Genomic DNA, 21,922 nt, shown 5'->3' with positions numbered 1-21,922 from the left:
GACGCATGAGTTTTGGCACCGGCCAGGTTGCGCTTCATCAGAAAACGCACAGCATTACCAGTGATCCAGAACGAGCGCCATTGAAGAGCCCCATTCCTGTGTTAGAAGGGCAAACGCCATCCGCGCGCACCCACGCTTAGAAAAGCCGCATGCTCAAGTGTTACTCAATTGGTTCTGAGCTATTGACAACACAACGGAAGCCCTGTCTAGGCGAGTCTAACGATACGCCCGATCTTCCAAAAACCGTATCTTGCCCTCCGACTGTGTCTCCATGACCTGCCCAATCTCTTACGGTTCTCTCTCCCTTGCTTCCCGGCGGTCGTTCCGATGCGTGCGGGTTATCTCGCTCAGCAAATTGATAGAAGTCTTCGTAATACCAATCGCGGGTCCACTCCGGAACATTTCCCGTCATATCGTGAATACCCAGGGGGTTTGGGGGATAGCTTCCTACTGGCCTTCGTTCTAGCTCTACACTTGAATACACTAAACCGTTGCCCGACACAGGCGTTGATGGATCGACATACTGACTCGGCCGCCGCAAGTAAGAATCGTTCTCTAAACTACCAGTCTCAGTTGCATAAGGAACGGCATCGCCCCTGCTCCGGGCGGCATACTCCCATTGAGCCTCCGTTGGTAACGCGAACTCAAGGCCAGTCCGCTCTGCCAACCATGCGCAATAGCCCTCAGCCTCACTGAAATTCGGGCTCCGCGCTGGCTTGTGTCGGTAATTAGGTGATAAAGGGTCTGCATTGGCCGTGACCGGCAAAATCGCAGCTCTCGTAAATCCATTCTCGCTTGTGTACTGGCCAGCTCTGCCCTTGGCCCGAAGGTAAGTCATAAGTTCACCCCATGTCGTCTCATACTTGGAGATTGAATACCCATCGAGCTTGACTTTTATTGCAGGCTTATTGTTGTCCAGCAAAGAGTTAAATGGCTCACCGTCGTCGTTCCCTACGTCTCCAAAGTAGAATTCGCCACCTTCGACGTAGACGAGGTTCTGTTGTGCCCGAGTGATCAAAGACTCAATCTCATCTGGGGAAGAAACATTCTCTTCAACTTGGTCTGAGCAACCGTAAACCGTAAAGAAAGCACAAACAGAAAACAAAAATGAATACCCATTAAACTTCATCAAAGACACCACTCCTTAAATCATGCAATACCGCAATTACGGCATGCAGCATGCGGATCTTGGCGCACCGGACCAACCAAATTCGCGGCTTTGCCCATCAAAATTTTTCTGAACAGATTGTAGTGCTGAGCGTTTTTTCCAATGAATGTGAACAAAGAAACGACGTTGGTATCGAAGCTATCTGGTCGAGACTCTCCGTCGGGGTTCATCCGCATGATACTTTCCTCAAAATCTCTCCAACTCTGAAAAGATTCAAGAATTAAACCAATCGCACGGACTTTGGCTCTAGTTCCGTCCATCAGTTTCGGTGTGAGTCCGAAGTCATGAATCAACAATTCGAGGATCTGGCCCTTCACTTCTGGGGGGGAATGAAGAATGACGCTGGACTCACCTGCCGTGATATCCGTGATCAAGTTATTTGCGACAGTGGCTCCAAGCTGCTCCCTTCTCCTGGAGGTCTGAAAGGAGCCCAAAAACTCTCCATAAAATCCGTCAATCAGCTCAACGCCAGATTCCAGCATCCGAGTTGCGGCAATGGTGAACGAGACCCCCGTCCCCAGGGCATACAAAGCCAAACGACGATACCAAGTGAAAGACCTGGTTTCAGAATCGAACAGCTCCAGATAACGATAATCGACATCACCAAGAGCCTTGTAAACAAAGTGAATCATTTCAAGTATGTTAGCGGGATCCACTTCCAGCGTAAAACTCCCAGACGCACCGACACCAACGACGAGGCCGGCATGAAAATTGAAGTAAAACTTTCCGGTCACCTCACTGAATCTCAGCTGAAGCTGAACCTCTCCCCCAATTCCAACTGCCCCCTCAACCTTCTTTCCTATTTCACAAAGCGTTTTCCAGTCTGACTGAGCTGAAAGAACGTCTGCCCATAGCAGTGCGCCAGCAATCTCACAGCCAGCACGGATGCCAGCAAATACACCCCCGTCAATCGATGCTCCTTGCCCACGTTCTCTGGCTGCAATGCCTTTCAGATTTGGAATGCCATCGCTGGAATCTACTTTCACATTTGCGGCGATCAGCGCAGATGCACCCGCAAACCCTGTCAACGATGCCCGCAGTCTTGCTTGAAAGTGCCCCAAAGAAATTTCTTTCCGTTCACCATCCCAGCCACCAACTCGGTAGAAAACTTTGACCTCAGACCGATTATTAACCGGGTAAGACTGTTCAACACCCACTTTGCCCTGAGCCAGAGAGTACTGCCCCTCCAGCTTAGCCTGTAGATGAACTTTACCTTTCCTCGGATCAAACTCGCCGGAAGCACTCGCGCCTGCCGCAAAGCGCATGAACTGAGCTTCCGCTGAGGCGTCAAATCCGGTTTCGTCTATCGCTTGCTGTCGAGCCTGTGCATCGCCCCAGATAGACCAGGATGCTTCATCGTAGAATTTGTTCAATGTCGTCATGAGCGCACCATTCTGATCTGGCTCCCACAACGTTGTATTGAATTTAACGTTCAATTCACTTCGAATTGCATCCCGGAGCTTTGCAGGATCCAAGCCGTTTTCGGTCAACCAACCCTGACTACGAGCTCGATCCCTCGCTGCGATGGAGTACCGACGCGGATGGTTCTTCAGCTTATCCGAGCGAACAAAAGTGACGTGTTTGTTTCCGGCCAGCCGTTTGATCTCAGTGATCGGAGGTATTGTCTGCATATCTCCAGTCAGCACCGACCGGGCTTCCAACTCCTCCGCCAGCCGCCCTTTCTCTTTCTGGACGTCAGACATAAGCTGGCCCTCACCCTCGGTAGGGCTAACTTCCGAATCCCGAGCGCCGTCATCGAGCTCCTCCAACCTTTCGTAAAATTCCCTGATTGGGGTGCACACGAACTCCTCTTCTTCGATCCACTCGGCGAGTTCTTCCTCTGTCAGCAAGATCAGTTCATCCGATCCGGTGACGTGAACCACATCCGCGATTTCCTCGCTACAGGCGGGCTCCTGAGTGACTTGGCCCACCTCGCAACTGGAGAAGTTCGCATCGTTCGCGGCAGGCAACTTCAGCGACTGCCCCGGGAATATTCTGTCCGGATTCTCAATGTCTGGATTCAACCTTAACAGGCTACTCAGTGTGGTTTGGTGACGCTGGGCGATTGCACCAAGGGTATCCCCCGATCGAACGACGTACTCAGAACTCATGAGGCAACTCCGTATGCCAAACGTTTATCCATTTCACTTAACCGCGCACTCGCCAACGAATTGGACTTCGACAGAATCTCCTCAATCTCTGCGCTATTGAGCCGCTCTCCATGGACCAGAGAGAGCTCCGCGTAGCGGCTAACATCCTTTTCAGTCCGAAAACCATGAGCATTGGCCTCGCGTATCAGACCATCGAGGAGTGCCCGATCATCGACTCCAAGGTACTTGCCCAATCTACCCGAAAATTCATCTTTCGCGCCGATTGATAACGCCTCAATGTGCTGTTCCGCCAGCACGAACCAACCTTCGTCGGATGATTCTCGGTATTCGCCGGGACCATCTGTCGCAAATCGATGTAAGCATCCATCAAGATCGAAAGCCAGCCACTCCCCCACTGGACCATTAAAACGGGTGAGTTCCAGGTCACTAAACGCGCCCATCAGGTGTTGCAGCTGCTTGGGTGAGTAGAACCTCAAATAAGAAAACGCCCCGTCAGGCAGTTGAACACTCAATAAACTCCGCAAATGGCCAGCCACCACATCGAGCTCTGCCCCGGAGATCAGAGCGACAGCATGCCCTTGCCACTGTGCCTGCTCTTGCCATATTCGGGATGAGAGCGATGGTTTCACAAGGCAAGGACTTACCTCGATAGCGCTGTGGTGGGGCGTGCCCAGGTACAAATACTCCACTTCCGGCTGATCATCGTGCTCGTAAACAAACCTCGGTGCATCAAGAGCCGCGCCATCAAGCAGTAAGTAAGCATCTTGAATGGTGGTGTGATCGAGATCCGTCATGCAGGGCTTTCCTCGCAGGCACATTCTGCCATAGCGCAGGAACCATCAGACTGACGGCCGCATTGCTTCACCAACGCAACATCTTTCTTGGCTGCAGCCCTTAACGATGGCACAGAGCTAGCGACCGGTCCTGCGGTAGCCCTGGTATCGACCTCTGCCAGTTCCACATGGTCAGAGTTGTTGCATCCCTCAACAAAGCTCGTTGGTAAAACCGGTGCCTCTGCTGCCGCGCCGGTTCCACTCCCCGGCCCACCCCCGGAATTCATCCGCACCAACGGCCCGGACACTGTCACCCCACTCGGATCCACCTTCACAAAACTGCCACCGGCCTTCAGCGTCACTTCGGCACCGGCTTCGATGACGATCTTCATGCCGGCTTTATGGTGAATTTCGCTGCCGGCTTCGATGAGCTGGTTTTTGCCCTGCTTGCTGTGGTGGCTGCCATTGGCCGTAAGGCTGTAATCGCCGCCAATGTGGTCGCGGCGTTCGCCGTCGACGGTGGAATGGTCGCTTCCTTTAATCTGAGCAAAGCGGTTGTTGTCGACGGTCAGATGGCTGTCGTTCTTGATGACTTCCCTGCGGTTGTTTTCGGTCAGCAGGTCCAGGTCTTTCTGGGCGTGGATGTAGATCTGTTCTTTGTCAGCTTCGTCTTCAAACCGCAGTTCGTTGCTGCCCTCGCCTTTGTGGGTCTGGGTTTTTAATGTGGTGCGGGTTTTGTGTTCCGGCAGCGCGTACGGCGGTGTGTTGGTGGCGTGGTAGGTTCTTCCGGTGATGATGGGCTGATCCGGGTCGCCGTCCAGGAAGCTGACGATGACTTCGTGGCCGATTCTCGGCAGTGCCATAAAGCCATACTGACCGCCGGCCCAGCCCTGGCTGACTCGTAACCAGGCGCTGCTGTGCTCGTCATTCTTGCTGTACCTGTCCCAGGGGAAGCGGACTTTGACGCGGCCGTGTTCGTCGCAATGGATCTCTTCACCCTCCGGGCCGGTGACAATGGCCATCTGCGGGCCGTCCATCAGCGGGCGATGGCTGATCTGCGGGCGCCAGGTGCGGTCGGCGGGCACGGCCTTGAAACGGTTGCTGTAGCTGGTGGGGTCGGAACCGCCCTCTTCTTCCAGCGCTTGAGGCTGTTTGCCGGTGTGGACAATGCCGGTCAGCAGCCATTCCCGGTTCAGGGGCTCACTGTCGTGGTCGGTGAGGGTGACTTTGGCGCCGGGGGTGAAATCGGCGCGGTTGCTTTCACCACTGGCGGTGCTGGCGTCGTTTCGCAGGGCATCCAGCCGGGCTTCGGTGAAGGGTTGGCCACTGGCGTCGGCCTTGAAGCGGCCGGGGTATTGATAGCTCTGGTAGTCCTCGCGGTGGGATACGTCTGCACCGACCTGTTCGTGCATCAACGCGTAGGCGGGGTTCTTGAAGGTGTAGTCCTTCATGGCCACCGAACTGGTACGCACTCGCTCCTGGCAGGCGAAGCGGAACACACAGGGAGTCTTGGCGCTGCCGCCGGCTTTGCCGTTGTATTCCACCGGGTCCAGTTTCGGGGCGTCGCCGTGGTGGTCGGCGATGATCAGGGCGGGTTGTTCACTGCCATCCACGGAACCGTGCTGGTAGCGGAAGTGCCAGCCTTCCTCGGCGGCCAGGCGCTCGACAAAGGCCAGGTCGCTTTCCCGGTGTTGGACGCAGTATTCCCGCGCTTCGGGAGATCGCTTCAGATCAAACACGGTGTCAACGATGCCGCGCTCTTCCAGCAGCGTGCGCACAATGGTATCGGTGGTCTGAGTCTGGAAAATGCGGCTGTTGTGCATCAGGCCCAGGCGCCACAGGGCGGGCTGGAACACGACTTGGTAACGGGTGCGGCGGTGGCCGCTGTCGCCGCGGGCGAACTCGTTGGCCACACCGGTGAAGCGGCGCAGCGGGACACCGTCCTGCCAGACCACCAGGTCCACGGTCTGTTCCAACACGTCGGCGGCGGCGACCGAGGGATCGGTGCTGGCCAGCTCAAGGTTGCCAGTGAATAATTCGGAGAGATGCTCCGTCACTCTGAAACCAACGACGGCGAAAACATCCGGGGGGAAATTGCCAATAACGGCGGTATACTGCAGTCCGCTTGCCTGAGGCATATCTTCAATCCTTGAAGGTATGTAGAGATCCTGAATCAGCCCGTCATAGATAGCCCTGCTTCGGCGCCAGCCAGACTGATTTTACGTGCGGGAAAACTACCAGCACTGACACTGAAAATCCAGTCGCCAGTGCTGGAATTGAGGAGGGCATCCTCTCCGGACCGGGGGTTATTCCGGCGTGTAGAGCCGCTGTATGCTTGAGAAGTCCAGCGTTCCATTGCCCTGCCCGGCGTGCAGCTCGAACAGGTTGCGTGCCAGGGAGCCCATGGGGATGGCTGCATGATTCTTGACGGCATTATCAAACGCCAGCCCCAGGTCCTTGTTCATCAGATTGACCAGGAACCCGCCCTCATAGCCCCGGGAAGCCGGAACACCTTCCATCACGCCGGGCCAGGGGTTGTAAACGTTCAGCGCCCAGTTGCCGCCGGAGCTCTGCTTCATGATTTCGGACAAGACGGCGGGATCGAGCCCGTTCTTGACGCCCAGCGCCAGCGCTTCACTGGTGCCCGCCATCAGAATAGCCAGCATCATGTTGTTGCAGATCTTGGCCACCTGACCGGAGCCGTGTTCGCCGGCGTGGAATATGTTCTTGCCCATGCCTTCAAGAATGGGCTTTGCCTTGGTGAAGGTTGCTTCCGCACCACCGCAAATGAACGTCAGGGTGCCTGCCTTAGCGCCACCAACGCCGCCGGACACCGGGGCGTCGAGGAACGGAATATCCCGCGCTTTTGCGACCTCGGCAACACCGCGTGCGGTCTCGGGCGCAATGGTTGATGAATCGATCACCAGAGTGCCGGCCGGCAGGCTGGCCAGCAGGCCATCGTCACCCAGGTAGACCGCTTCCACGTGCTGACCGGCGGGGAGCATGGTAATCACACACTCTGCGCCAGCCGCTGCTTCGTGGGCCGTGTTTGCGGATTTCGCACCCTCGGATACCAGCGTTGCGACGGCGTCCTTGGACAGGTCAAACACGGTGACGTCATGGCCGGCTTTGACCAGATTGCTGGCCATGGGGCCGCCCATATTGCCAAGCCCGATGAAGGTAATTGTTGCCATAGTTCTTCCCCTTTCTTGTTGTATTCGAATGAGTGGGCCGGCTTGCGTTATTGAGTGAAAAAGTCGTCGATCCAGGCCGGGTCCATTTCCGCCAGAGAGGCATAGCGCCAGCGTGGCTGCTGATCCTTGTCAATCAGCAGCGCACGGATACCTTCGGCGAATTCGCCTTTCGTCAGGCACTTGCTGGAAAGCGTCAGTTCTTTATCCAGCACTTCCTGCAGGCTGTCGTGGCGGACGTTGTTGAGGTGCCGCCAGCACAGCGCCAGGGAAGTGGGTGAGGCCGTGGCCAGGGATCGGGTTGCTTTGGCCAGCCAGCCTTCACCGCTCGAGAGTTCGTGCAACTGGGCCACAATGTCTTCCAGCGTGTCGGCATCCGTCACCCGGTTGATGTCGTCAAAGTGGGTGCGCACCGGTGACTCGGGCAGCGCATCGGCGCTTTGTTGCTCGAACTGGCGCAGTACGCTGCTGACCACGGCATGGCTGCTCTCATCCAGCCAGTTCCGTTGTGTCAGGGCGGCCACGACTGACGCTTTCAGATCATGACGGATGAACCGGTCCGCCAGGCCGACAAACAACGCGTCTGCACCATTCATGCGGGCGCCGGTCAGGCCCAGAAACAGCCCCGTGCGTCCCGGTGCGCGGTTCAGGAACCAGCCGGCGGCGACGTCGGGATACAGGCCAATGCTGCTCTCGGGCATCGCCAGTTTGGAGCCCTCGGTGACCACCCGGTGAGACGCCCCCGCCATAATGCCCATACCGCCACCCATGACAATGCCGTGGCCCCAGCACACGATGGGCTTGGGGAAGGTATGGATGAGGTAGTCCATCTCGTATTCTTCTTCGAAAAAAGTGACTCCCTCACCCGCTCCGCTACCCGCTCCACGGGGCTCAGTCATGCTGCGATACAGGGCCACGATGTCGCCGCCGGCACAGAACGCCTTGTCACCCTCGGCCTCCAGCCACACCGCGCACACGCTGCTGTCGTCTGCCCAGCGCTTCAGTTGCGGCGTCAGCAGGCGGATCATTTCCAGAGACAGTGAGTTGAGGGCCTTTGGCATGTTCAGCCGGGCCACGGCAATGTATCCGCCGTCGGCGGTGGGCCACTCCTCGAAAACCATGGGTTGGGCAGTCATATCAACGGTTCTTCCATTCCGGTTTGCGCTTGTCCAGAAAAGCGTTGACGCCTTCCTTCTGATCCTCGGTGGAAAACAGCTCAATGAACAGTTCGCGTTCCATGCGCCAACCGTCCTCATGGCTGCGGCCGTCCCGGGCACTCATGACCAGCGTCTTGCAGCGGGCCGTTGACGACGGGCTCTGCTTGCACGCCATCTCAGCCAGTTCCAGGGCTTTCTCCAGACTCTTACCGGTGGCAACCACTTCTTCCACCAACCCGATCTGCAGGGCCTTGTCCGCCTTGACGCGCTCGCCGCACAGGATCATGCGCTTGGCCCAGCCCTCACCCACCAGCCACGGCAGGTTCTGGGTGCCACCGGCGCAGGGCAACAGGCCAACGCCGGCTTCCGGCAGCGCCATCTGGGCGTGCTCCTCGGCAATTCGGATGTCACAGGCCATGGCACACTCCAGCCCGCCGCCCATGGCATAACCGTTGACGGCAGCAATGGATACCCCGCGAAATCCGCTCAGTGCGGCGAAGGCTTCACCGAAGGCCTGGGCCATCCGGTTGGCTCGGGCTATGTCACCGTCGGCGAACGACTTCAGGTCGGCGCCGGCAGAGAAGAACTTTTCACCCTGACCGGTCACCACCAGGGCGAAAATGTCACGGTCTTCATTCAGTTCCCGGATGGTCGCCGTCAAAGCGGACAGGGAATCCCCGGTCCAGGTATTGGCCGGTGGGTTGTTGATGGTCAGTATGGCAATGTGCCCGCGTTTCTCGAGCTGAATCAGATCGCTCATGGAACTCTCCTTCTATCTGGTTTCCACGACTGCTTGAATGGTTTCGGCCCCGGTTACTGAATGGCTTCCGCCACGCCGTCATCCAGCAGTCGGCGGGCCACAATCAGGCGCATGATTTCGTTGGTGCCTTCCAGAATCTGGTGCACCCGCAGGTCCCGCAGGAAGCGCTCCAGCGGATATTCCCGGATATAACCGTAGCCACCGTGCAACTGCAGGGCGTCGTTCACCACGTCAAAGCAGGCGTCGGTGGCAAACCGCTTGGCCATGGCACAATGCAGCGTGGCCTCGGGATCGCCATTGTCGAGCTTGAAGGCACCCAGGCGTACCATCTGCCGTGAGGCCATCAGGTTGGTGGCCATGTCGGCCAGTTTGAATTGCAGCGCCTGGAATGCCGCCAGCGGCTTGCCGAACTGTTCGCGCTCATGCATGTAATTGCGGGCGCGCACCAAGGCCGCCTGGGCGCCACCCAGTGAGCAGGTGGCAATGTTCAGGCGCCCACCGTCGAGGCCTTTCATGGCGATGGCGAAGCCGTCCCCCTCATCGCCCACCCGGTTACTGGCGGGAATGCGAACGTTCTCCAGGCTGATCATGCGGGTGGGCTGACTGTGCCAGCCCATCTTCTCCTCGTTCTTGCCGTAGGCAATGCCCTCAGCACCGGCCGGAATGACAAAGGTAGATATGCCTCTGGCGCCGGAATCCGCTGCACCGGTACGGGCCATCAGCACCAGCAGGTCGGTGGCACCGGCGCCGGAGATGAACACCTTACTGCCATTGATCACATAACTGTCACCCTCCCGCAGGGCCTTGGTCCTCAGACTGGCAGCATCGGAGCCGGCACCCGGCTCGGTCAGGCAGTAAGAGGCCAGCCACTCACCGCTGGCCAGTTTCGGCACGATTTCCTGCTTGAGATCGTCCGAGGCGAAGCTGGCCACCATCCAGGTCGCCATGTTGTGAATGGTGATAAACGCCGCTGTGGAAGGACAGGCCGCAGCCAGCTCTTCCACAATCACCGAGGTGTCCAGCCTGGACAGGCCCATGCCACCCAGGGCTTCCGGGGTATACATGCCCATAAAGCCCATGTCACCGGCTTCCCTGAGCACGTCTTTCGGGAAAATATGTTCTTCGTCCCAGCGCGCGGCGTGAGGCGCCATGGATTTCTCCGCAAACGCCCGGGCAGCCTCACGAAACGCCAGCTGGTCTTCTGTCAGGTTAAAGTCCATCGCTCATCTCCACTGTCCAGTCCGAAGGGCCCCCTCGGTCAGGTAGGCCCCGATCCCGTTAACGCAACTGAATGGAGAAATTGGCTTCTGTGGACGTGGCCTCACTGGAGAACCAGCGCGAGGTGACCGTCTTGGTTTCGGTGTAGAAACGCACGGCTTGCTTACCATAGGCGTGCTGGTCACCGTAGAAGGACCCCTTCCAGCCGGTGAACGAAAAGAACGGCAGGGGTACCGGGATGGGGATGTTCACACCCACCTGGCCCACATCAATCTCGTGCTGGAAGCGACGTGCACAACCACCGGAACTGGTGAAGATGGACACACCGTTGCCGTATGGGCTGCTGTTGATCAGTTCAATGGCGTCACCAAGGCTGTCCAGCTCCACGCAGGACAGCACGGGGCCGAAAATTTCCTCGTTGTAAATATCCATTTCCGTGGTCACACCGGAGAACAGCGTGGGCCCAACCCAGTTACCATCGGGCAGACCCTCCACGGTGCAGCCGCGGCCGTCCAGCAGCAGCCTGGCGCCCTGGGCTTCACCGGTGGCAATCAGTGATTCGATACGATCCTTGGCTTTGCCAGAAATAACCGGGCCATAACTGGCACCGGAGTCGTTCCAGGCACCCGGGCGCACCTTGGCCATGGCTTCTTTCAGCTCGGGGATCCACTGCTGGGCCTCACCTACAAACACCGCCACAGAGATCGCCATGCAACGCTGACCCGCGGCACCAACAGACGCGCCGACCAGGGCATTGATTACCTGTTGCTTGTCAGCATCCGGCAGGATGACCATGTGATTCTTGGCGCCAGCGAAACTTTGTACTCGCTTCATATTGCGGGTACCGGTTTCGTAAATATAACGGCCCACAGGCACGGAACCGACAAACGAAACGGCCTTGATGGCCGGATCAGTCAGCAGCACGTCCACTTGCTCCTTGCCACCATGCACCACCTGAAGAACACCTTTAGGCGCACCGGCTTCCTCGAACAGCTCCGCCAGACGCATCGGCGTTAGCGGGTCCTGCTCGGACGGCTTGAGAATAAAGGTGTTACCGCAGGCAATGGCCATCGGAAACATCCACAGCGGGATCATGGCCGGGAAATTGAACGGGGTAATACCGGCACACACGCCCAGCGGCTGAATCCAGGAGTGGGTATCCACTTCCCGGGCCACGTTCTCAACCGTCTCGCCCATCATCATGGAGGCCACGTTGGCGGCGTGCTCAACCACTTCAATACCACGCCAGACGTCGCCCTTGGCATCATCAAACGTCTTACCGGTTTCCTGTGACAGGATTTCGGCAATCTCGTCATGGTGTTCTTTCAACAATGCCTGGTAGCGCAGCATAACGCGGGCACGTTCGGACACTGGGACTTCTTTCCAGGACTTGAACATCTCGCTGGCACTGTCGATGGCCTTGCGCATTTCGCTATCGGTGGTGCACGGCGCTTTGGCGATGACCTCGTTGGTGGCCGGGTCGGTCACATCAATCCATTCACTGGCCTGGCTCTGAACAAATTCGCCGGCGAGATACAGAGGTACGTTCTTCATCATTTGTTCCCTGCTTGTTGTTGTACGGGGAAGTCGCCCGAACTGCCGCGGGACGACCACGTTTGAATTGATGCTAGCACAGGAATTCCGTACGCACCGATTGACTAAATTTCGCCCGTGATGGACTATCTTTCGATCAGAGGCCAAACAGTCGATTGATTCATGACCCAGACTTCCCAATGGCCAGTACCGCCAGACAGCATTCGCTATGTGGTGCCTGCCCCCATTATCAGACTAATGTCGACCTACCCTCTCACCCGGGACCTGTACCCGCTGGCATTTGGCCATTACCGCCGGGCCGCGGGCCATCACATGCACCGCGAGCACCACCACGACAATCTTTTGATTTACTGTACCGAGGGCAAAGCCTTCCTGAACGTCGAGGGTGAACCCCTCACGGTGGAGGCCGGCGATTTGCTATTGCTGCCTGCGGGCGCGACGCACCGCTATACCGCTGACCCGGACAATCCATGGACCATTCACTGGGTGCACTATACGGGACCGCTGGCCGAGGACTTCCGCCATTACATGGGCTTCGACAACACCCGCATTCGACACCTTGGTCGTCAGCCCCGCCTTTTGGTGGACTTCAACGGCCTGCTGTCGGTGCGGCAGACCGGCTTTCGCACCCGCGGCCTGATCCACGCCGCCAATCGCCTGCGCCAGTTGCTGGCCGCCGTGCCCCTGAATGCGGATGAAACCAGCCACGAGCGCAAAACCGAGCTGGACACCATCCACAGTTACATGCGGGAGCATCTGGATGAACGGGTATCACTGGAGCAACTGGCAGACCTGGCCGGGTTGTCGCCGGCGCATTTCGCCACCCGTTACCGTGAGCAGACCGGTACCTCGCCCATTGCCCACTTCCTGCACCTGAAGGTGGAGCGGGCTTGCCAGATGCTCGACACCACCAGCCTGAGCTTTGCCGACGTCAGCCGACGCCTGGGTTATGACGACGCTTACTACTTCTCGCGATTGTTCAAGAAAGTGATGGGGCAATCGCCGACAGATTACCGCCACACCAGCCGCCACTGAACGTAGATCGATCGGAAAAGGCGGTTCGGGCCAAGGTTGGGTCTGCCGCTATCTGCGGCTTTTGTTGCGCCCGCTGGAACGATACTCTAGGCCTTCACCCTGTATCCGTCCGCGGGACTGTCACCAAAACACGAGTAACACCATGGCTATGTACACCATTGAAATTGACGAAACCTTCAACGTACCGTGCAACCGGGTTTTCGCCCTGTTTGCCGACCACGAGCGCTTTGGCAAGCTGCTTGGCGCACCGGTAAAGCGTATCCATGACAGCGACCAGGCTGACCCCAATGGCCTGGGCTCTGTGCGCAAGATCGGCATCGGTCCCATCGGGCTGGAAGAGACGGTGATCGGATTCGAGCCGGATTCGCTGATCGAATACACCATCACCAGCTCCAGCCCGATTCGCAACCACCTTGGTCGCATCCGCTTCGAGGATTCCGGTGAGGGTCAGACCCGGGTGAACTACACCATCACTTTCGAAGATATCGTGCCGTTTACCGGAAAGGTGGTGAGCGCAGCCCTTGAGCAGGGCATCCGCAAGGGCATCAAGCGGGTACCGAAGCTGGCCTGAACCCTCGCTTTCCGCGCGATACGCATCGACCGGCTTCTGAGGGCCGGTCGGCTGTTCTGCTGCCAATGCCGGCCCGTTATAAGTACTTCCCCTATTGTCATAATGGGCCTTCGGACGAATACCTGCTGTTCTTTTCATACCAATCATGTGTACAGTCGTACACACAATAGAGTGAGGTCAGGATGACCCCTAACAAAAAACAGCCGTAGGGTTTCGTTTTTGTTTCTTTCTCTAAAAGGAGGCTCTGATATGAGCTTGCATACAAATCGTTTGATTGGTTTGACCCAGGAACGGGCGATGGAAGTAAAAACCGGCGTCACCGACCTGCACATTGGCTGGCAGAACGAGTTCGAGCAGCAACAGCAGAAGGACCCATCCGGACATAACCACCGCGCGCCGGTGGTAACCTGGAAGCGCGACGGCGTCACTTACCAGTTCGTACCGACGCTTGAATTCCGGGTGAATGTCACGGAAACGCTGTGGATTCGCCGCATTCTCGGCCTGACCGACGATCCCGACTTTTTGGTAGACAGCGAGAGCCTTGCTGCTGCCATCGAGGCCCAACTGACAAGTCGGGGCGTTACCCAACCACAGGGTCAGAGCACGGCTAGCGCCTGATCTCCCTGAAAACAGAACAGCAGCCCATCGCTGCTGTTCTGTTGCTTTCCTCTACTGATGTACTCCACTCGGCAGAATGTCCTTAACGGATACTGAGGCTGAAGGCACCGAAGGCAGGACCGCAACGGAAACGGTCATTATCCGTTAACCCTTCATAACTCAAACCTCCCTTTTCATTATACATCCGATACCCGCATGTACCCGCAGACGCTGGGAAAACCGTCGTGGATCAAATGTCATCCGGAAAAGGCGGCAATTAAGCCTGTAATCCGAACGTTTTGTTCAGTAAAATCCGCCTCTTTCAGATTGATTCATGAGGCAGCGCAATGGGCAGAGCCTATCAGAACCGTAAAGAATCCATGGCCAAAACGGCCGCGGCAAAAACCAAGGTCTACAGCAAGTATGGCCGCGAGATCTACATGGCGGCCAAGTCCGGCGGTACCGACCCGGACGGTAACCTCTCGCTGCGCGGACTGATCGAGCGGGCCAAAAAAGACCAGGTTCCGTCCCACGTTATCGAGAAAGCCATCGACAAGGCCAAGGGCGGCGCCGGTGAAGATTATTCCACCGCTCGCTATGAGGGTTACGGCCCGGGCAACTGCATGGTGATCGTGGACTGCCTGACAGACAATCCCAACCGCACCTTTGGTGATGTGCGTCTGGCCTTCACAAAGACCAAGTGCAAAATCGGCACACCGGGCGCTGTCGCCCATATGTTCGACCATTGCGCCATCTTCGCGTTCAAGGGCGAAGATGAAGAAGCGGTGCTGGAAGCGTTGATGGAAGCCGATGTGGATGTAACGGACATCGAGAACGAGAACGGACTGATCACCGTGTTCACCCCGAATACCGAATACGCCAAGGCGCGGCAAGCGCTGGTGGATGCTATTGAGGGCATCGACTTCGACGCGGACGAGATTCAGTTTCTGCCCAAGACGTCAACGCCGGTGGAAGGGGATGACATCCCAATGTTCGAGAAATTTCTGGACATGCTCAACGAACTGGACGACGTCCAGAACGTGTTCCACAACGCCGAGCTGCCTGAGTAAGAGCATTCGCCGGTGTAAACACAAAAGCCCCGCTGCCTTCTCAGGCAGCGGGGCTTTTTACTGGCATTTTGGTATTACTGCGGCGTGGCGAACACTTGAGTCCAGTAGTTCTCGTAATCCACGTTAATGGCGTCCACGCGCGTCACGGCGAACTCGGTAAACCTCGGATCCATGATATTACGACAATGGCCCGGGCTTTCCAGCCAGGCGTCCATCACCGTCTCCACCTCGTCATATCCTGCTGCGATGTTCTCACCAACCACCGACCAATCGTACTCTGTTGCCGTGGCACGGGCGCCGACCCGCAAACCGTCCGATCCTATGTGACTGAAAAAGTTGTTGGTGGCCATATCCTGGCTGTGTGCCGTTGCTGCGGCTTCGATCGGGCAGTTGTAAGTCAGCGGCTGTGCCGCCGAAAACGATTCCGTACCGCAGCTGCGCGCAGTGGCACGGGCCGCATTAACCTGCTCCAGCATGGCGGCCTGGTAAATATCCACCTCGCAACCCTCGATCATCACCGTTTCGCTCTGGGTGGACTCCGTCGCGGTCGCAGAGGTCTCGGAACTGTCGGCAACGGCAGACGCTCGGCCGCTGTCGGTGCTGCTGCTGTCGCTTCCACCACCCCCCCCGCCGCATCCGACCAGCAGGAGTGCAGAGAAAGCCAAGGCTGGAACCGTCAATTTTATGGTCATATTACACCGTAATCCGCGTCAATTTGTAAGCAATGCTACGGTGTCTTTTCGGCGAAAAATGTGAGCACTTCAGCGGAACTACATTAAATTACAGAGACTTACTTTAAAGTAACGCGTCACTGCCACCGCGCTTACCCATGACACTTAAAGACAAGAATTTTCGGGGGCCACCAATGCGTTTGAGGCGAGTTGTCCAGTATGATTGTGACTTTGCGTGACACCCGAGGAGCGCCACCATGAGCCGTACCCCCGAAACCGCCCGAACGCCAAAACTGGTTATTCTGAAAACCGGCTCTACCTACCCGTCGCTCAAGGCGCAATTTGGCGACTTCGATCGCTGGTTTATGCGCGGCCTGGGCGGGGGGCTGGACATTACCGTGGTCAACGTGGCTGCTGGCGAGTCACCGGGTCATCCGGAACAGTGGGACGGTATTGTCGTGACGGGGTCGCCCGCAATGGTCACCGAGCAGGCACCCTGGAGCGAACTGACCGGGACCTGGCTCGCCCAGGCGGTTGATCAGAGGGTTCCGCTGCTGGGCGTCTGTTACGGGCACCAGCTGCTGGCTCATGCACTGGGCGGCGAAGTTGGGTATCACCCCAGGGGACGTGAGAGCGGCACCTATCAGGTGGAGCGGCTGGAGGCTGCGGAAACCGACCCGCTATTCAGGCACCTGCCCGAGCGCTTCAACGCTCAGCTCACCCATCGCCAATCCGTTCTGACATTGCCGGAAACCGCAGTGCTACTTGCCCGCAATAGTTTTGAACCACATCAGGCCTTCCGGGTTGGCCCCTGCGCCTGGGGGGTGCAGTTCCACCCCGAATTCACCGATGAGGTAATGGCGGCCTATCTGGACGTTCAGGCACCGGATCTGGAGAAAGAGCAATTGGATCCCCGGGCTTTGCGAGCGGCAGTAGCTGCGGCACCGGAAGCGAGCAGTCTGCTCGAACGCTTCGCCGAGCTGGTCCGCCAAAAGCAGTAGCACCACTCGACCTGTCAGACGACCCTCTCGCGAGAGAAATAGGCAGTCAGTGCGCGTGTGCAGTATAGTCTTCGGGGTTATGACTCAGGAGCCAGGAAGCTTGCCCATGACAGTGAAGTTCGTGATTGCCGCGTTGTTATTGCTGGTCGCCGGAACCGGCCTTTACCACACCCTGAAACCCCTCCCGGATGGCATCAGTTACAGCGGGCCCCTGGCACCGCTGGTAAACCCGACACTGCTGACCGACGTCACGGTGCACCAGGCCGACGGCAGTACCCGGCTGGAGCACACCATTTTTGACGAAGCTCTGCGCCAGATTGCCAACGCCGAACGATTTATCCTGGTCGATATGTTTCTGTTCAACGACAGCAAACCCGAGGGGGCCTCCGGCTACCGCCCCCTCGCCCGGCAGTTGACTGAGGCCCTGATCCAGCGCAAGCAAGCGCTTCCGGACATCCACATTGTGGTGATCTCCGACCCCATCAATACCTTTTATGGCGGCACCCGCTCGCCCTGGTTCGAAGCACTCAGCGAGGCCGGCATTTCCGTTGTGGAGACGAATCTCACCCGACTCAGGGACAGCAACCCCGCGTGGTCAGGGTTGTGGCGGGTGTGCTGCCAGTGGCTGGGGAATTCCCCGGATGGGGGCTGGCTACCCAATGCCCTGCAAGGCCAGCCGGTCACTCTGCGGAGCTACCTTGCCCTCCCCAACTTCAAGGCCAACCACCGAAAACTGATGGTCACGGATGACGGTGACGCGATGCGGGCGCTGGTGACGTCCGCCAACCCCCATGACGGCAGCAGCCGCCACAGCAACATCGGCCTCAGCTTCAGCGGGCCCGCCGTTGCGGATTTGCTGGCAAGCGAACGGGCGGTGCTGGAAATGTCGGGCATCGACACCGCCCTGATCAGCCGCACAATCGCTGACATTCCTGCCAGAGCTGGTGCCGCACCGGCCATGGGCGATACCGTCCAGGTGGTTACTGAATCCGCCATACTGTCCAGCGCGCTGGGCATGATCGCGTCCGCCGGCGCCGGCGATCGGGTGGATCTGGCGGTGTTCTATCTGTCCCATCGCCAGGTCGTTCAGGCACTGATTCAGGCGCATCAGCGCAAAGCCCGCGTCCGCATACTCCTGGACGCCAATAACGACGCCTTTGGCCACGAAAAGAACGGCATTCCCAACCGTCAGGTGGCGGCGGAACTGACTCGCGCCGGGATACCGGTACGTTGGTGCAATACCCGCGGTGAGCAGTGCCACAGTAAGCTACTGATAACCCGTGACAGCAGCGGCAATGCGGAAATCCTGCTTGGCTCGGCTAACCTGACCCGGCGTAATCTGGATGATCTCAACCTGGAGACCAATATCCACCTGCGGTTATCCGCTTCCTCTGCCGTCGCCACCGAAGCGATCGTTTTTTTCGAGCGCCAATGGCAGCAGGGCCCCGGTTCGACGCCGGTGATGAGCCAGCCCTATGAAATCTGGGCAGACGGGTCCGGACTCAAGTACTGGCGCTATCGGCTGATGGAAGCCACCGGGCTGTCCACTTTCTGAGGCACGAGGCCAACGTTCACATTCATGGCAGATTTTGCCGCGAACGTGATTGAAACGGCGGTTCAGGAACTTACTGAAAAAATGGTAACCCCCTCTGCACTCCTTAACTGGCCTGAGCTCAAGCCGGATGTGCAACCTGCCTGCCCCCTCCGCCGGTTGCCATGCGGAAACCAACTGCTCTATCGTGGTCAACGGTCTATCACCAAAAAGAACAGGAGTTAGGGATGCAGGCAATTCGCAAAAACCTGAGACATGTGTCGTTCTTTCTGGCCATCCTGATGGCCATGACCACGGTCTGGTCATCCGCCGCAACAGCCGATGTGATAGGAACCGGCGAGTTGCTGACGGAACAACGGGCCGACATTGACCGCGAGTCGCTGCTCAGCATGCTTGAGCAGCAAGAGGTCAAGGACAAACTGGCCGATATGGGCGTCAGTCAGGAGGTGGTGGAAGAGCGTATCCAGAACCTGACACCGGCCGAGCTGGCCGAATTCGAGCAACAGCTGGCCCAGGCTGAAGTCGGTGAGGGCGTGGTGGGCATTATCGTGCTCTTCCTGTTGGTGTTCATCATCACAGACATGCTGTGTGCGACCAACATCTTCTCCTTCATCAACTGCATTCGCTGAGTCTACCGTGAGACTGTCAGACGGTATCCAGTGATCGCGCAACTCGCCTCAAACCTCGCCAGAACCTTCATCAGCCTTGTGCTGGTAACGGTTCTGGCCGGCTGCGCCAGCCGCCCCCAATGGCCGGCGCAACCCGCCGGCGACAGCCAGGCCAATCTTCAGCAGCGTTGGGTGCTCGATTCCGTACCCTTCTATCCTCAGGAAAAATATCAGTGCGGACCGGCCTCGCTGGCCATGATGCTGAATACCCGCGGCTTCAACACCAACCCGGACGTTCTCAAAGAGCTGGTCTACCTGCCCGAACGTGAAGGCAGCCTGAGGGTCGAGCTGGTCGCGGGAGCCCGAAGCCATGGCCTACTGGTGTATGAGCTTGATGGCAGCCTGGCCGCTCTGTTGTCGGAAGTCGCTGCTGGCAACCCGGTGCTGGTGATGCAGAATCTGGGACTGAGCTGGTGGCCGCAATGGCATTTTGCGGTGGTGATCGGCTTTGACCGGGACGAACGCAACATCATCCTGCACACCGATACCCGGGAACAACACGCCGAAAGCCTGGAGGTGTTCACTGCCACCTGGAACCGTGCCGACAACTGGGGAGCCGTCATGATGGCCCCGGACCAGCTGCCTGTCACCGCAGACCCTATTTCCTATCTGATGGCGGCCAACGACCTTGAAACCACCGGACGCACCCTGACCGCGATGACCGCCTATCAGACCGCAGAGGCTGAGTGGCCGGAACAGCCCGCCGCCATTATGGGCCAGGGCAACATTGCCTACGCCCGCTCGGACTGGCCGCAGGCAATGGGGCATTTTCTACGAATGACGGAACGATTTCCCACACTGGCACCCGGCTGGCATAATTTATCCCAGGCCCTCGGCAAGGCCGGCTGCGCCAAACAGGCCAACAAGGCGGCCAATTGTGCCGCACAGCTGGCCCCGGACCGATTTCAGCCCACTGCCGGCAACAACGCGGTGGCATCTGGCGCCAGCAACACCCTATGCCCGGTCATCCAGTGCCCTGCCCCGACCTCACCCTGAGCGGTCAGGCTTTGCGGAACAGGGCAACATCCTTCGCCGGCACCTCAAGTTGCCAGCCATGCACCCGCGCCAGCCATGCCAGAGTGGCCTCCCGGTAAAATACCACGTGGGTGGGATCCCGGCGGTAATGCCAGTTGGCAAACTGCCGGTCGTCGGTCTGGAAACAGGTCATCACGGCCAACCAGCCACCGGGCCTCACCAGCGAATCCAGTTGGCGAAAAACCTTCGCCGGCTGATGCAGGTGCTCCACCACTTCGGTGCAGGTCACAAAATCGTAGGTGTGATTCAGCGCCGACGGATCAGCATGGAAGAACGGGTCGTAGAGGCTTATCTTCATCCCGGCCTGTTCGAGCATCAACGCCAGCGCCGGGCCGGGGCCGCAGCCAAAATCCAGCCCCTGCGCGCCCACTTCAAGACGCTCCAGCAGGGGCGTGGTCAGCTTTGACAGGAAGCGGCGGTAACCCGGATCGTGCGGATCGTTGTCATGCAGATCGTAGACGTCACGTTCCCGATGCGCCGTAAGCCAGTGGGCTGGGTCCATCACCGTGGCTTCACACCACGGGCAGCGATGATACGCCGTGCCTTGCACCTGCTGAAAAGGCTTTAGCCGGCCGGTTTCACACACCGGGCAGGTTTGCGGTTCGATCAAAGACGCTCCTGATAATCTGAACAAGGTTTCATTGTGATATTCGGTCATGACCCGGCAACCGTGAATCGCTCGGGATCCGGTGCCCGCTATGAGCGTGTTGAACTTACCCTGGACAATGGCGACTCCGCCTGGGTCTAACGGCTGATGGAACCGGTATTGCAGGAATTGTCGGAAGAGCTCGATGACTAGTCCGCAAGGCCTGCCGCCGCGCGCAATTGCCGATCCAGAACCTGTGCATCCAGTGCCCCGGCAGCAATCACTTCAACCCGCGACATGTCACGGGCCTCGGTGGCGATCACCGACAATGCGCCGTCAGCCACATTGACCGCCCGCCAGCCTTCCAGGCAATGCACCACGGCTTTGAAGCGCGCCAGTCGGTCGTCCATCGCCATGGCCATGAGGGTGTTTTCGTCCAGCCGCAATTCGGGATGGATCTTCCACCCGACACTGACATGGCCCTGGCCCTGGTTGGTCACCTGCTGCCAGGGCTGTTCGTTGATATCCACCGGCGTTTCACCATCCGCACGCTGCCCGTGATGGTGGTGTGCGTGAGGGGTGGTTACCTGCGGCAAATCGGTGTTGCCCTCAAGCCACTGCGGAGCCAGCCGCCCGAAACGGGTATGAAACACCGCCCGCCGCGCCGGCTCCAGCGCTTCTGCCCACTGATCAAAGGCAGCAATCTGCTCAGCTGTGCAGACATCGGTTTTATTGGCCACCAGAATGTCACTGGCTGCCACCTGATCACGGAACTGCACATTCTCGCGCACCCGGGCGTCCTCAAGCCGCCGGGGATCCACCAGACAAATGACCGGCCCCAGAGCCAGCACGTCCCGGTAGTGCTCACTGGTCAGGGTATCAAGGATCTGGGACGGGTGGCCCAGCCCGGTGGGCTCGATCAAAAGGCGGTCGGGCTTCGACTTGTGGATCAGTTGATTCAAACCGATCTGCATCGGCAGGCCGGCGACACAGCACATGCAACCGCCGGGAATCTCCCGCACAAACGCCCCCTCCCGTTCCAGCAGCGCGCCATCGATGCCGACCTCACCAAATTCGTTGACCAGCACTGCCCAGACTTCGCCCTCGGGCCGCTGGCTGAGCAAGTCCAGTATCGCGGTGGTTTTCCCGACCCCGAGGAACCCCAGGATCAAATTGGTTGGAATAGGCTGTTTCATGGGCGGTC

At 58.3% G+C, this 21,922-nt stretch carries 20 protein-coding genes; 8 read left to right on the top strand and 12 right to left on the bottom strand.

Annotation, left to right across the window (positions count from 1 at the left end):
* Positions 1–160: 160 nt before the first annotated feature.
* The 9 genes from MLC70_RS07375 to MLC70_RS07335 all read right to left on the bottom strand — a co-directional run bounded on the left by MLC70_RS07375 (position 161) and on the right by MLC70_RS07335 (position 11,935).
* Complete coding sequence (locus tag MLC70_RS07375; RefSeq protein ID WP_248182741.1) at positions 161–1,129, bottom strand: formylglycine-generating enzyme family protein; 969 nt, start codon at positions 1,127–1,129, stop codon at positions 161–163.
* A gap of 20 nt (positions 1,130–1,149) precedes the next feature.
* Entirely contained in the window at positions 1,150–3,279 is a 2,130-nt protein-coding gene (locus MLC70_RS07370; protein WP_248182637.1) for a LysM peptidoglycan-binding domain-containing protein, read from the bottom strand.
* Positions 3,276–4,073 carry a DUF4123 domain-containing protein gene (locus MLC70_RS07365; RefSeq protein WP_248182634.1) on the bottom strand — a complete coding sequence of 266 codons (798 nt, stop codon included), beginning with the start codon at positions 4,071–4,073 and terminating at the stop codon, positions 3,276–3,278. Before MLC70_RS07365 ends, MLC70_RS07370 begins: the two co-directional genes overlap by 4 nt.
* Complete coding sequence (locus tag MLC70_RS07360; RefSeq protein ID WP_248182632.1) at positions 4,070–6,190, bottom strand: type VI secretion system Vgr family protein; 2,121 nt, start codon at positions 6,188–6,190, stop codon at positions 4,070–4,072. Before MLC70_RS07360 ends, MLC70_RS07365 begins: the two co-directional genes overlap by 4 nt.
* Positions 6,191–6,358: 168 nt before the next feature.
* Positions 6,359–7,246: a 3-hydroxyisobutyrate dehydrogenase gene (mmsB, locus tag MLC70_RS07355; protein ID WP_248182630.1), complete on the bottom strand. Its 888-nt coding sequence runs from the start codon at positions 7,244–7,246 to the stop codon at positions 6,359–6,361.
* Positions 7,247–7,293: 47 nt separating this feature from the next.
* A complete protein-coding gene (locus tag MLC70_RS07350; RefSeq protein WP_248182629.1) occupies positions 7,294–8,379 on the bottom strand; it encodes an enoyl-CoA hydratase/isomerase family protein in 1,086 nt (361 codons plus the stop codon).
* 1 nt (position 8,380) lies between these two features.
* Positions 8,381–9,160, bottom strand: a complete 780-nt coding sequence (locus MLC70_RS07345) for an enoyl-CoA hydratase (RefSeq protein WP_248182627.1) — start codon at positions 9,158–9,160, stop codon at positions 8,381–8,383.
* A gap of 53 nt (positions 9,161–9,213) precedes the next feature.
* A complete protein-coding gene (locus tag MLC70_RS07340) occupies positions 9,214–10,380 on the bottom strand; it encodes an acyl-CoA dehydrogenase family protein (RefSeq protein WP_248182625.1) in 1,167 nt (388 codons plus the stop codon).
* A 58-nt stretch (positions 10,381–10,438) separates the two neighbouring features.
* Positions 10,439–11,935, bottom strand: coding sequence for a CoA-acylating methylmalonate-semialdehyde dehydrogenase (locus tag MLC70_RS07335; RefSeq protein ID WP_248182624.1), 1,497 nt, complete (start codon positions 11,933–11,935; stop codon positions 10,439–10,441).
* A 159-nt stretch (positions 11,936–12,094) separates the two neighbouring features.
* Between MLC70_RS07335 and MLC70_RS07330 the strand changes: the two genes are divergently transcribed.
* The 4 genes from MLC70_RS07330 to MLC70_RS07315 all read left to right on the top strand — a co-directional run bounded on the left by MLC70_RS07330 (position 12,095) and on the right by MLC70_RS07315 (position 15,205).
* Positions 12,095–12,967 carry an AraC family transcriptional regulator gene (locus tag MLC70_RS07330; RefSeq protein ID WP_248182623.1) on the top strand — a complete coding sequence of 291 codons (873 nt, stop codon included), beginning with the start codon at positions 12,095–12,097 and terminating at the stop codon, positions 12,965–12,967.
* A 142-nt stretch (positions 12,968–13,109) separates the two neighbouring features.
* Positions 13,110–13,538, top strand: coding sequence for an SRPBCC family protein (locus tag MLC70_RS07325; RefSeq protein ID WP_248182622.1), 429 nt, complete (start codon positions 13,110–13,112; stop codon positions 13,536–13,538).
* A gap of 249 nt (positions 13,539–13,787) precedes the next feature.
* Entirely contained in the window at positions 13,788–14,156 is a 369-nt protein-coding gene (locus MLC70_RS07320; RefSeq protein WP_248182621.1) for a hypothetical protein, read from the top strand.
* Between the two features lie 326 nt (positions 14,157–14,482).
* Positions 14,483–15,205 carry a YebC/PmpR family DNA-binding transcriptional regulator gene (locus MLC70_RS07315; protein WP_248182619.1) on the top strand — a complete coding sequence of 241 codons (723 nt, stop codon included), beginning with the start codon at positions 14,483–14,485 and terminating at the stop codon, positions 15,203–15,205.
* A 74-nt stretch (positions 15,206–15,279) separates the two neighbouring features.
* Here MLC70_RS07315 and MLC70_RS07310 read toward each other — a convergent pair whose 3' ends face one another.
* Positions 15,280–15,870: a CAP domain-containing protein gene (locus tag MLC70_RS07310; protein WP_248182617.1), complete on the bottom strand. Its 591-nt coding sequence runs from the start codon at positions 15,868–15,870 to the stop codon at positions 15,280–15,282.
* 263 nt (positions 15,871–16,133) lie between these two features.
* On the opposite strand from MLC70_RS07310, the gene MLC70_RS07305 reads away from it, so the two are divergent.
* From MLC70_RS07305 to MLC70_RS07290, 4 genes are all read left to right on the top strand, one after another.
* Positions 16,134–16,877: a glutamine amidotransferase gene (locus MLC70_RS07305; protein WP_248182615.1), complete on the top strand. Its 744-nt coding sequence runs from the start codon at positions 16,134–16,136 to the stop codon at positions 16,875–16,877.
* A gap of 106 nt (positions 16,878–16,983) precedes the next feature.
* The gene (locus tag MLC70_RS07300) at positions 16,984–18,432 is read left to right on the top strand and encodes a phospholipase D family protein (protein ID WP_248182614.1); all 1,449 of its coding nucleotides are present in this window, start codon (positions 16,984–16,986) and stop codon (positions 18,430–18,432) included.
* Positions 18,433–18,656: 224 nt separating this feature from the next.
* The gene (locus tag MLC70_RS07295) at positions 18,657–19,058 is read left to right on the top strand and encodes a PA2779 family protein (protein ID WP_248182612.1); all 402 of its coding nucleotides are present in this window, start codon (positions 18,657–18,659) and stop codon (positions 19,056–19,058) included.
* Between the two features lie 30 nt (positions 19,059–19,088).
* Entirely contained in the window at positions 19,089–20,093 is a 1,005-nt protein-coding gene (locus tag MLC70_RS07290; protein ID WP_248182611.1) for a PA2778 family cysteine peptidase, read from the top strand.
* A 4-nt stretch (positions 20,094–20,097) separates the two neighbouring features.
* Here MLC70_RS07290 and MLC70_RS07285 read toward each other — a convergent pair whose 3' ends face one another.
* Complete coding sequence (locus tag MLC70_RS07285) at positions 20,098–20,634, bottom strand: class I SAM-dependent methyltransferase (RefSeq protein ID WP_427902094.1); 537 nt, start codon at positions 20,632–20,634, stop codon at positions 20,098–20,100.
* A gap of 293 nt (positions 20,635–20,927) precedes the next feature.
* Positions 20,928–21,914 carry a CobW family GTP-binding protein gene (locus MLC70_RS07280; RefSeq protein ID WP_248182609.1) on the bottom strand — a complete coding sequence of 329 codons (987 nt, stop codon included), beginning with the start codon at positions 21,912–21,914 and terminating at the stop codon, positions 20,928–20,930.
* Positions 21,915–21,922 lie beyond the last annotated feature (8 nt).

It is taken from the genome of Marinobacter goseongensis (assembly GCF_023156235.1).
Classification (GTDB): Bacteria; Pseudomonadota; Gammaproteobacteria; order Pseudomonadales; family Oleiphilaceae; genus Marinobacter; species Marinobacter goseongensis.
The sequence above is the reverse complement of the archived record's forward strand: the minus strand, read 5'-3'. Positions and strand labels throughout refer to the sequence as shown.

Excerpts from the sequence above, each read along its gene's own strand:
- MLC70_RS07375 (WP_248182741.1), bottom strand. The coding sequence starts at position 1,129 with ATGAAGTTTAATGGGTATTCATTTTTGTTTTCTGTTTGTGCTTTCTTT.
- MLC70_RS07370 (WP_248182637.1), bottom strand. The coding sequence starts at position 3,279 with ATGAGTTCTGAGTACGTCGTTCGATCGGGGGATACCCTTGGTGCAATC.
- MLC70_RS07365 (WP_248182634.1), bottom strand. The coding sequence starts at position 4,073 with ATGACGGATCTCGATCACACCACCATTCAAGATGCTTACTTACTGCTT.
- MLC70_RS07360 (WP_248182632.1), bottom strand. The coding sequence starts at position 6,190 with ATGCCTCAGGCAAGCGGACTGCAGTATACCGCCGTTATTGGCAATTTC.
- mmsB (WP_248182630.1), bottom strand. The coding sequence starts at position 7,246 with ATGGCAACAATTACCTTCATCGGGCTTGGCAATATGGGCGGCCCCATG.
- MLC70_RS07350 (WP_248182629.1), bottom strand. The coding sequence starts at position 8,379 with ATGACTGCCCAACCCATGGTTTTCGAGGAGTGGCCCACCGCCGACGGC.
- MLC70_RS07345 (WP_248182627.1), bottom strand. The coding sequence starts at position 9,160 with ATGAGCGATCTGATTCAGCTCGAGAAACGCGGGCACATTGCCATACTG.
- MLC70_RS07340 (WP_248182625.1), bottom strand. The coding sequence starts at position 10,380 with ATGGACTTTAACCTGACAGAAGACCAGCTGGCGTTTCGTGAGGCTGCC.
- MLC70_RS07335 (WP_248182624.1), bottom strand. The coding sequence starts at position 11,935 with ATGATGAAGAACGTACCTCTGTATCTCGCCGGCGAATTTGTTCAGAGC.
- MLC70_RS07330 (WP_248182623.1), top strand. The coding sequence starts at position 12,095 with ATGACCCAGACTTCCCAATGGCCAGTACCGCCAGACAGCATTCGCTAT.
- MLC70_RS07325 (WP_248182622.1), top strand. The coding sequence starts at position 13,110 with ATGGCTATGTACACCATTGAAATTGACGAAACCTTCAACGTACCGTGC.
- MLC70_RS07320 (WP_248182621.1), top strand. The coding sequence starts at position 13,788 with ATGAGCTTGCATACAAATCGTTTGATTGGTTTGACCCAGGAACGGGCG.
- MLC70_RS07315 (WP_248182619.1), top strand. The coding sequence starts at position 14,483 with ATGGGCAGAGCCTATCAGAACCGTAAAGAATCCATGGCCAAAACGGCC.
- MLC70_RS07305 (WP_248182615.1), top strand. The coding sequence starts at position 16,134 with ATGAGCCGTACCCCCGAAACCGCCCGAACGCCAAAACTGGTTATTCTG.
- MLC70_RS07300 (WP_248182614.1), top strand. The coding sequence starts at position 16,984 with ATGACAGTGAAGTTCGTGATTGCCGCGTTGTTATTGCTGGTCGCCGGA.
- MLC70_RS07295 (WP_248182612.1), top strand. The coding sequence starts at position 18,657 with ATGCAGGCAATTCGCAAAAACCTGAGACATGTGTCGTTCTTTCTGGCC.
- MLC70_RS07285 (WP_427902094.1), bottom strand. The coding sequence starts at position 20,634 with ATGGACCCAGCCCACTGGCTTACGGCGCATCGGGAACGTGACGTCTAC.
- MLC70_RS07280 (WP_248182609.1), bottom strand. The coding sequence starts at position 21,914 with ATGAAACAGCCTATTCCAACCAATTTGATCCTGGGGTTCCTCGGGGTC.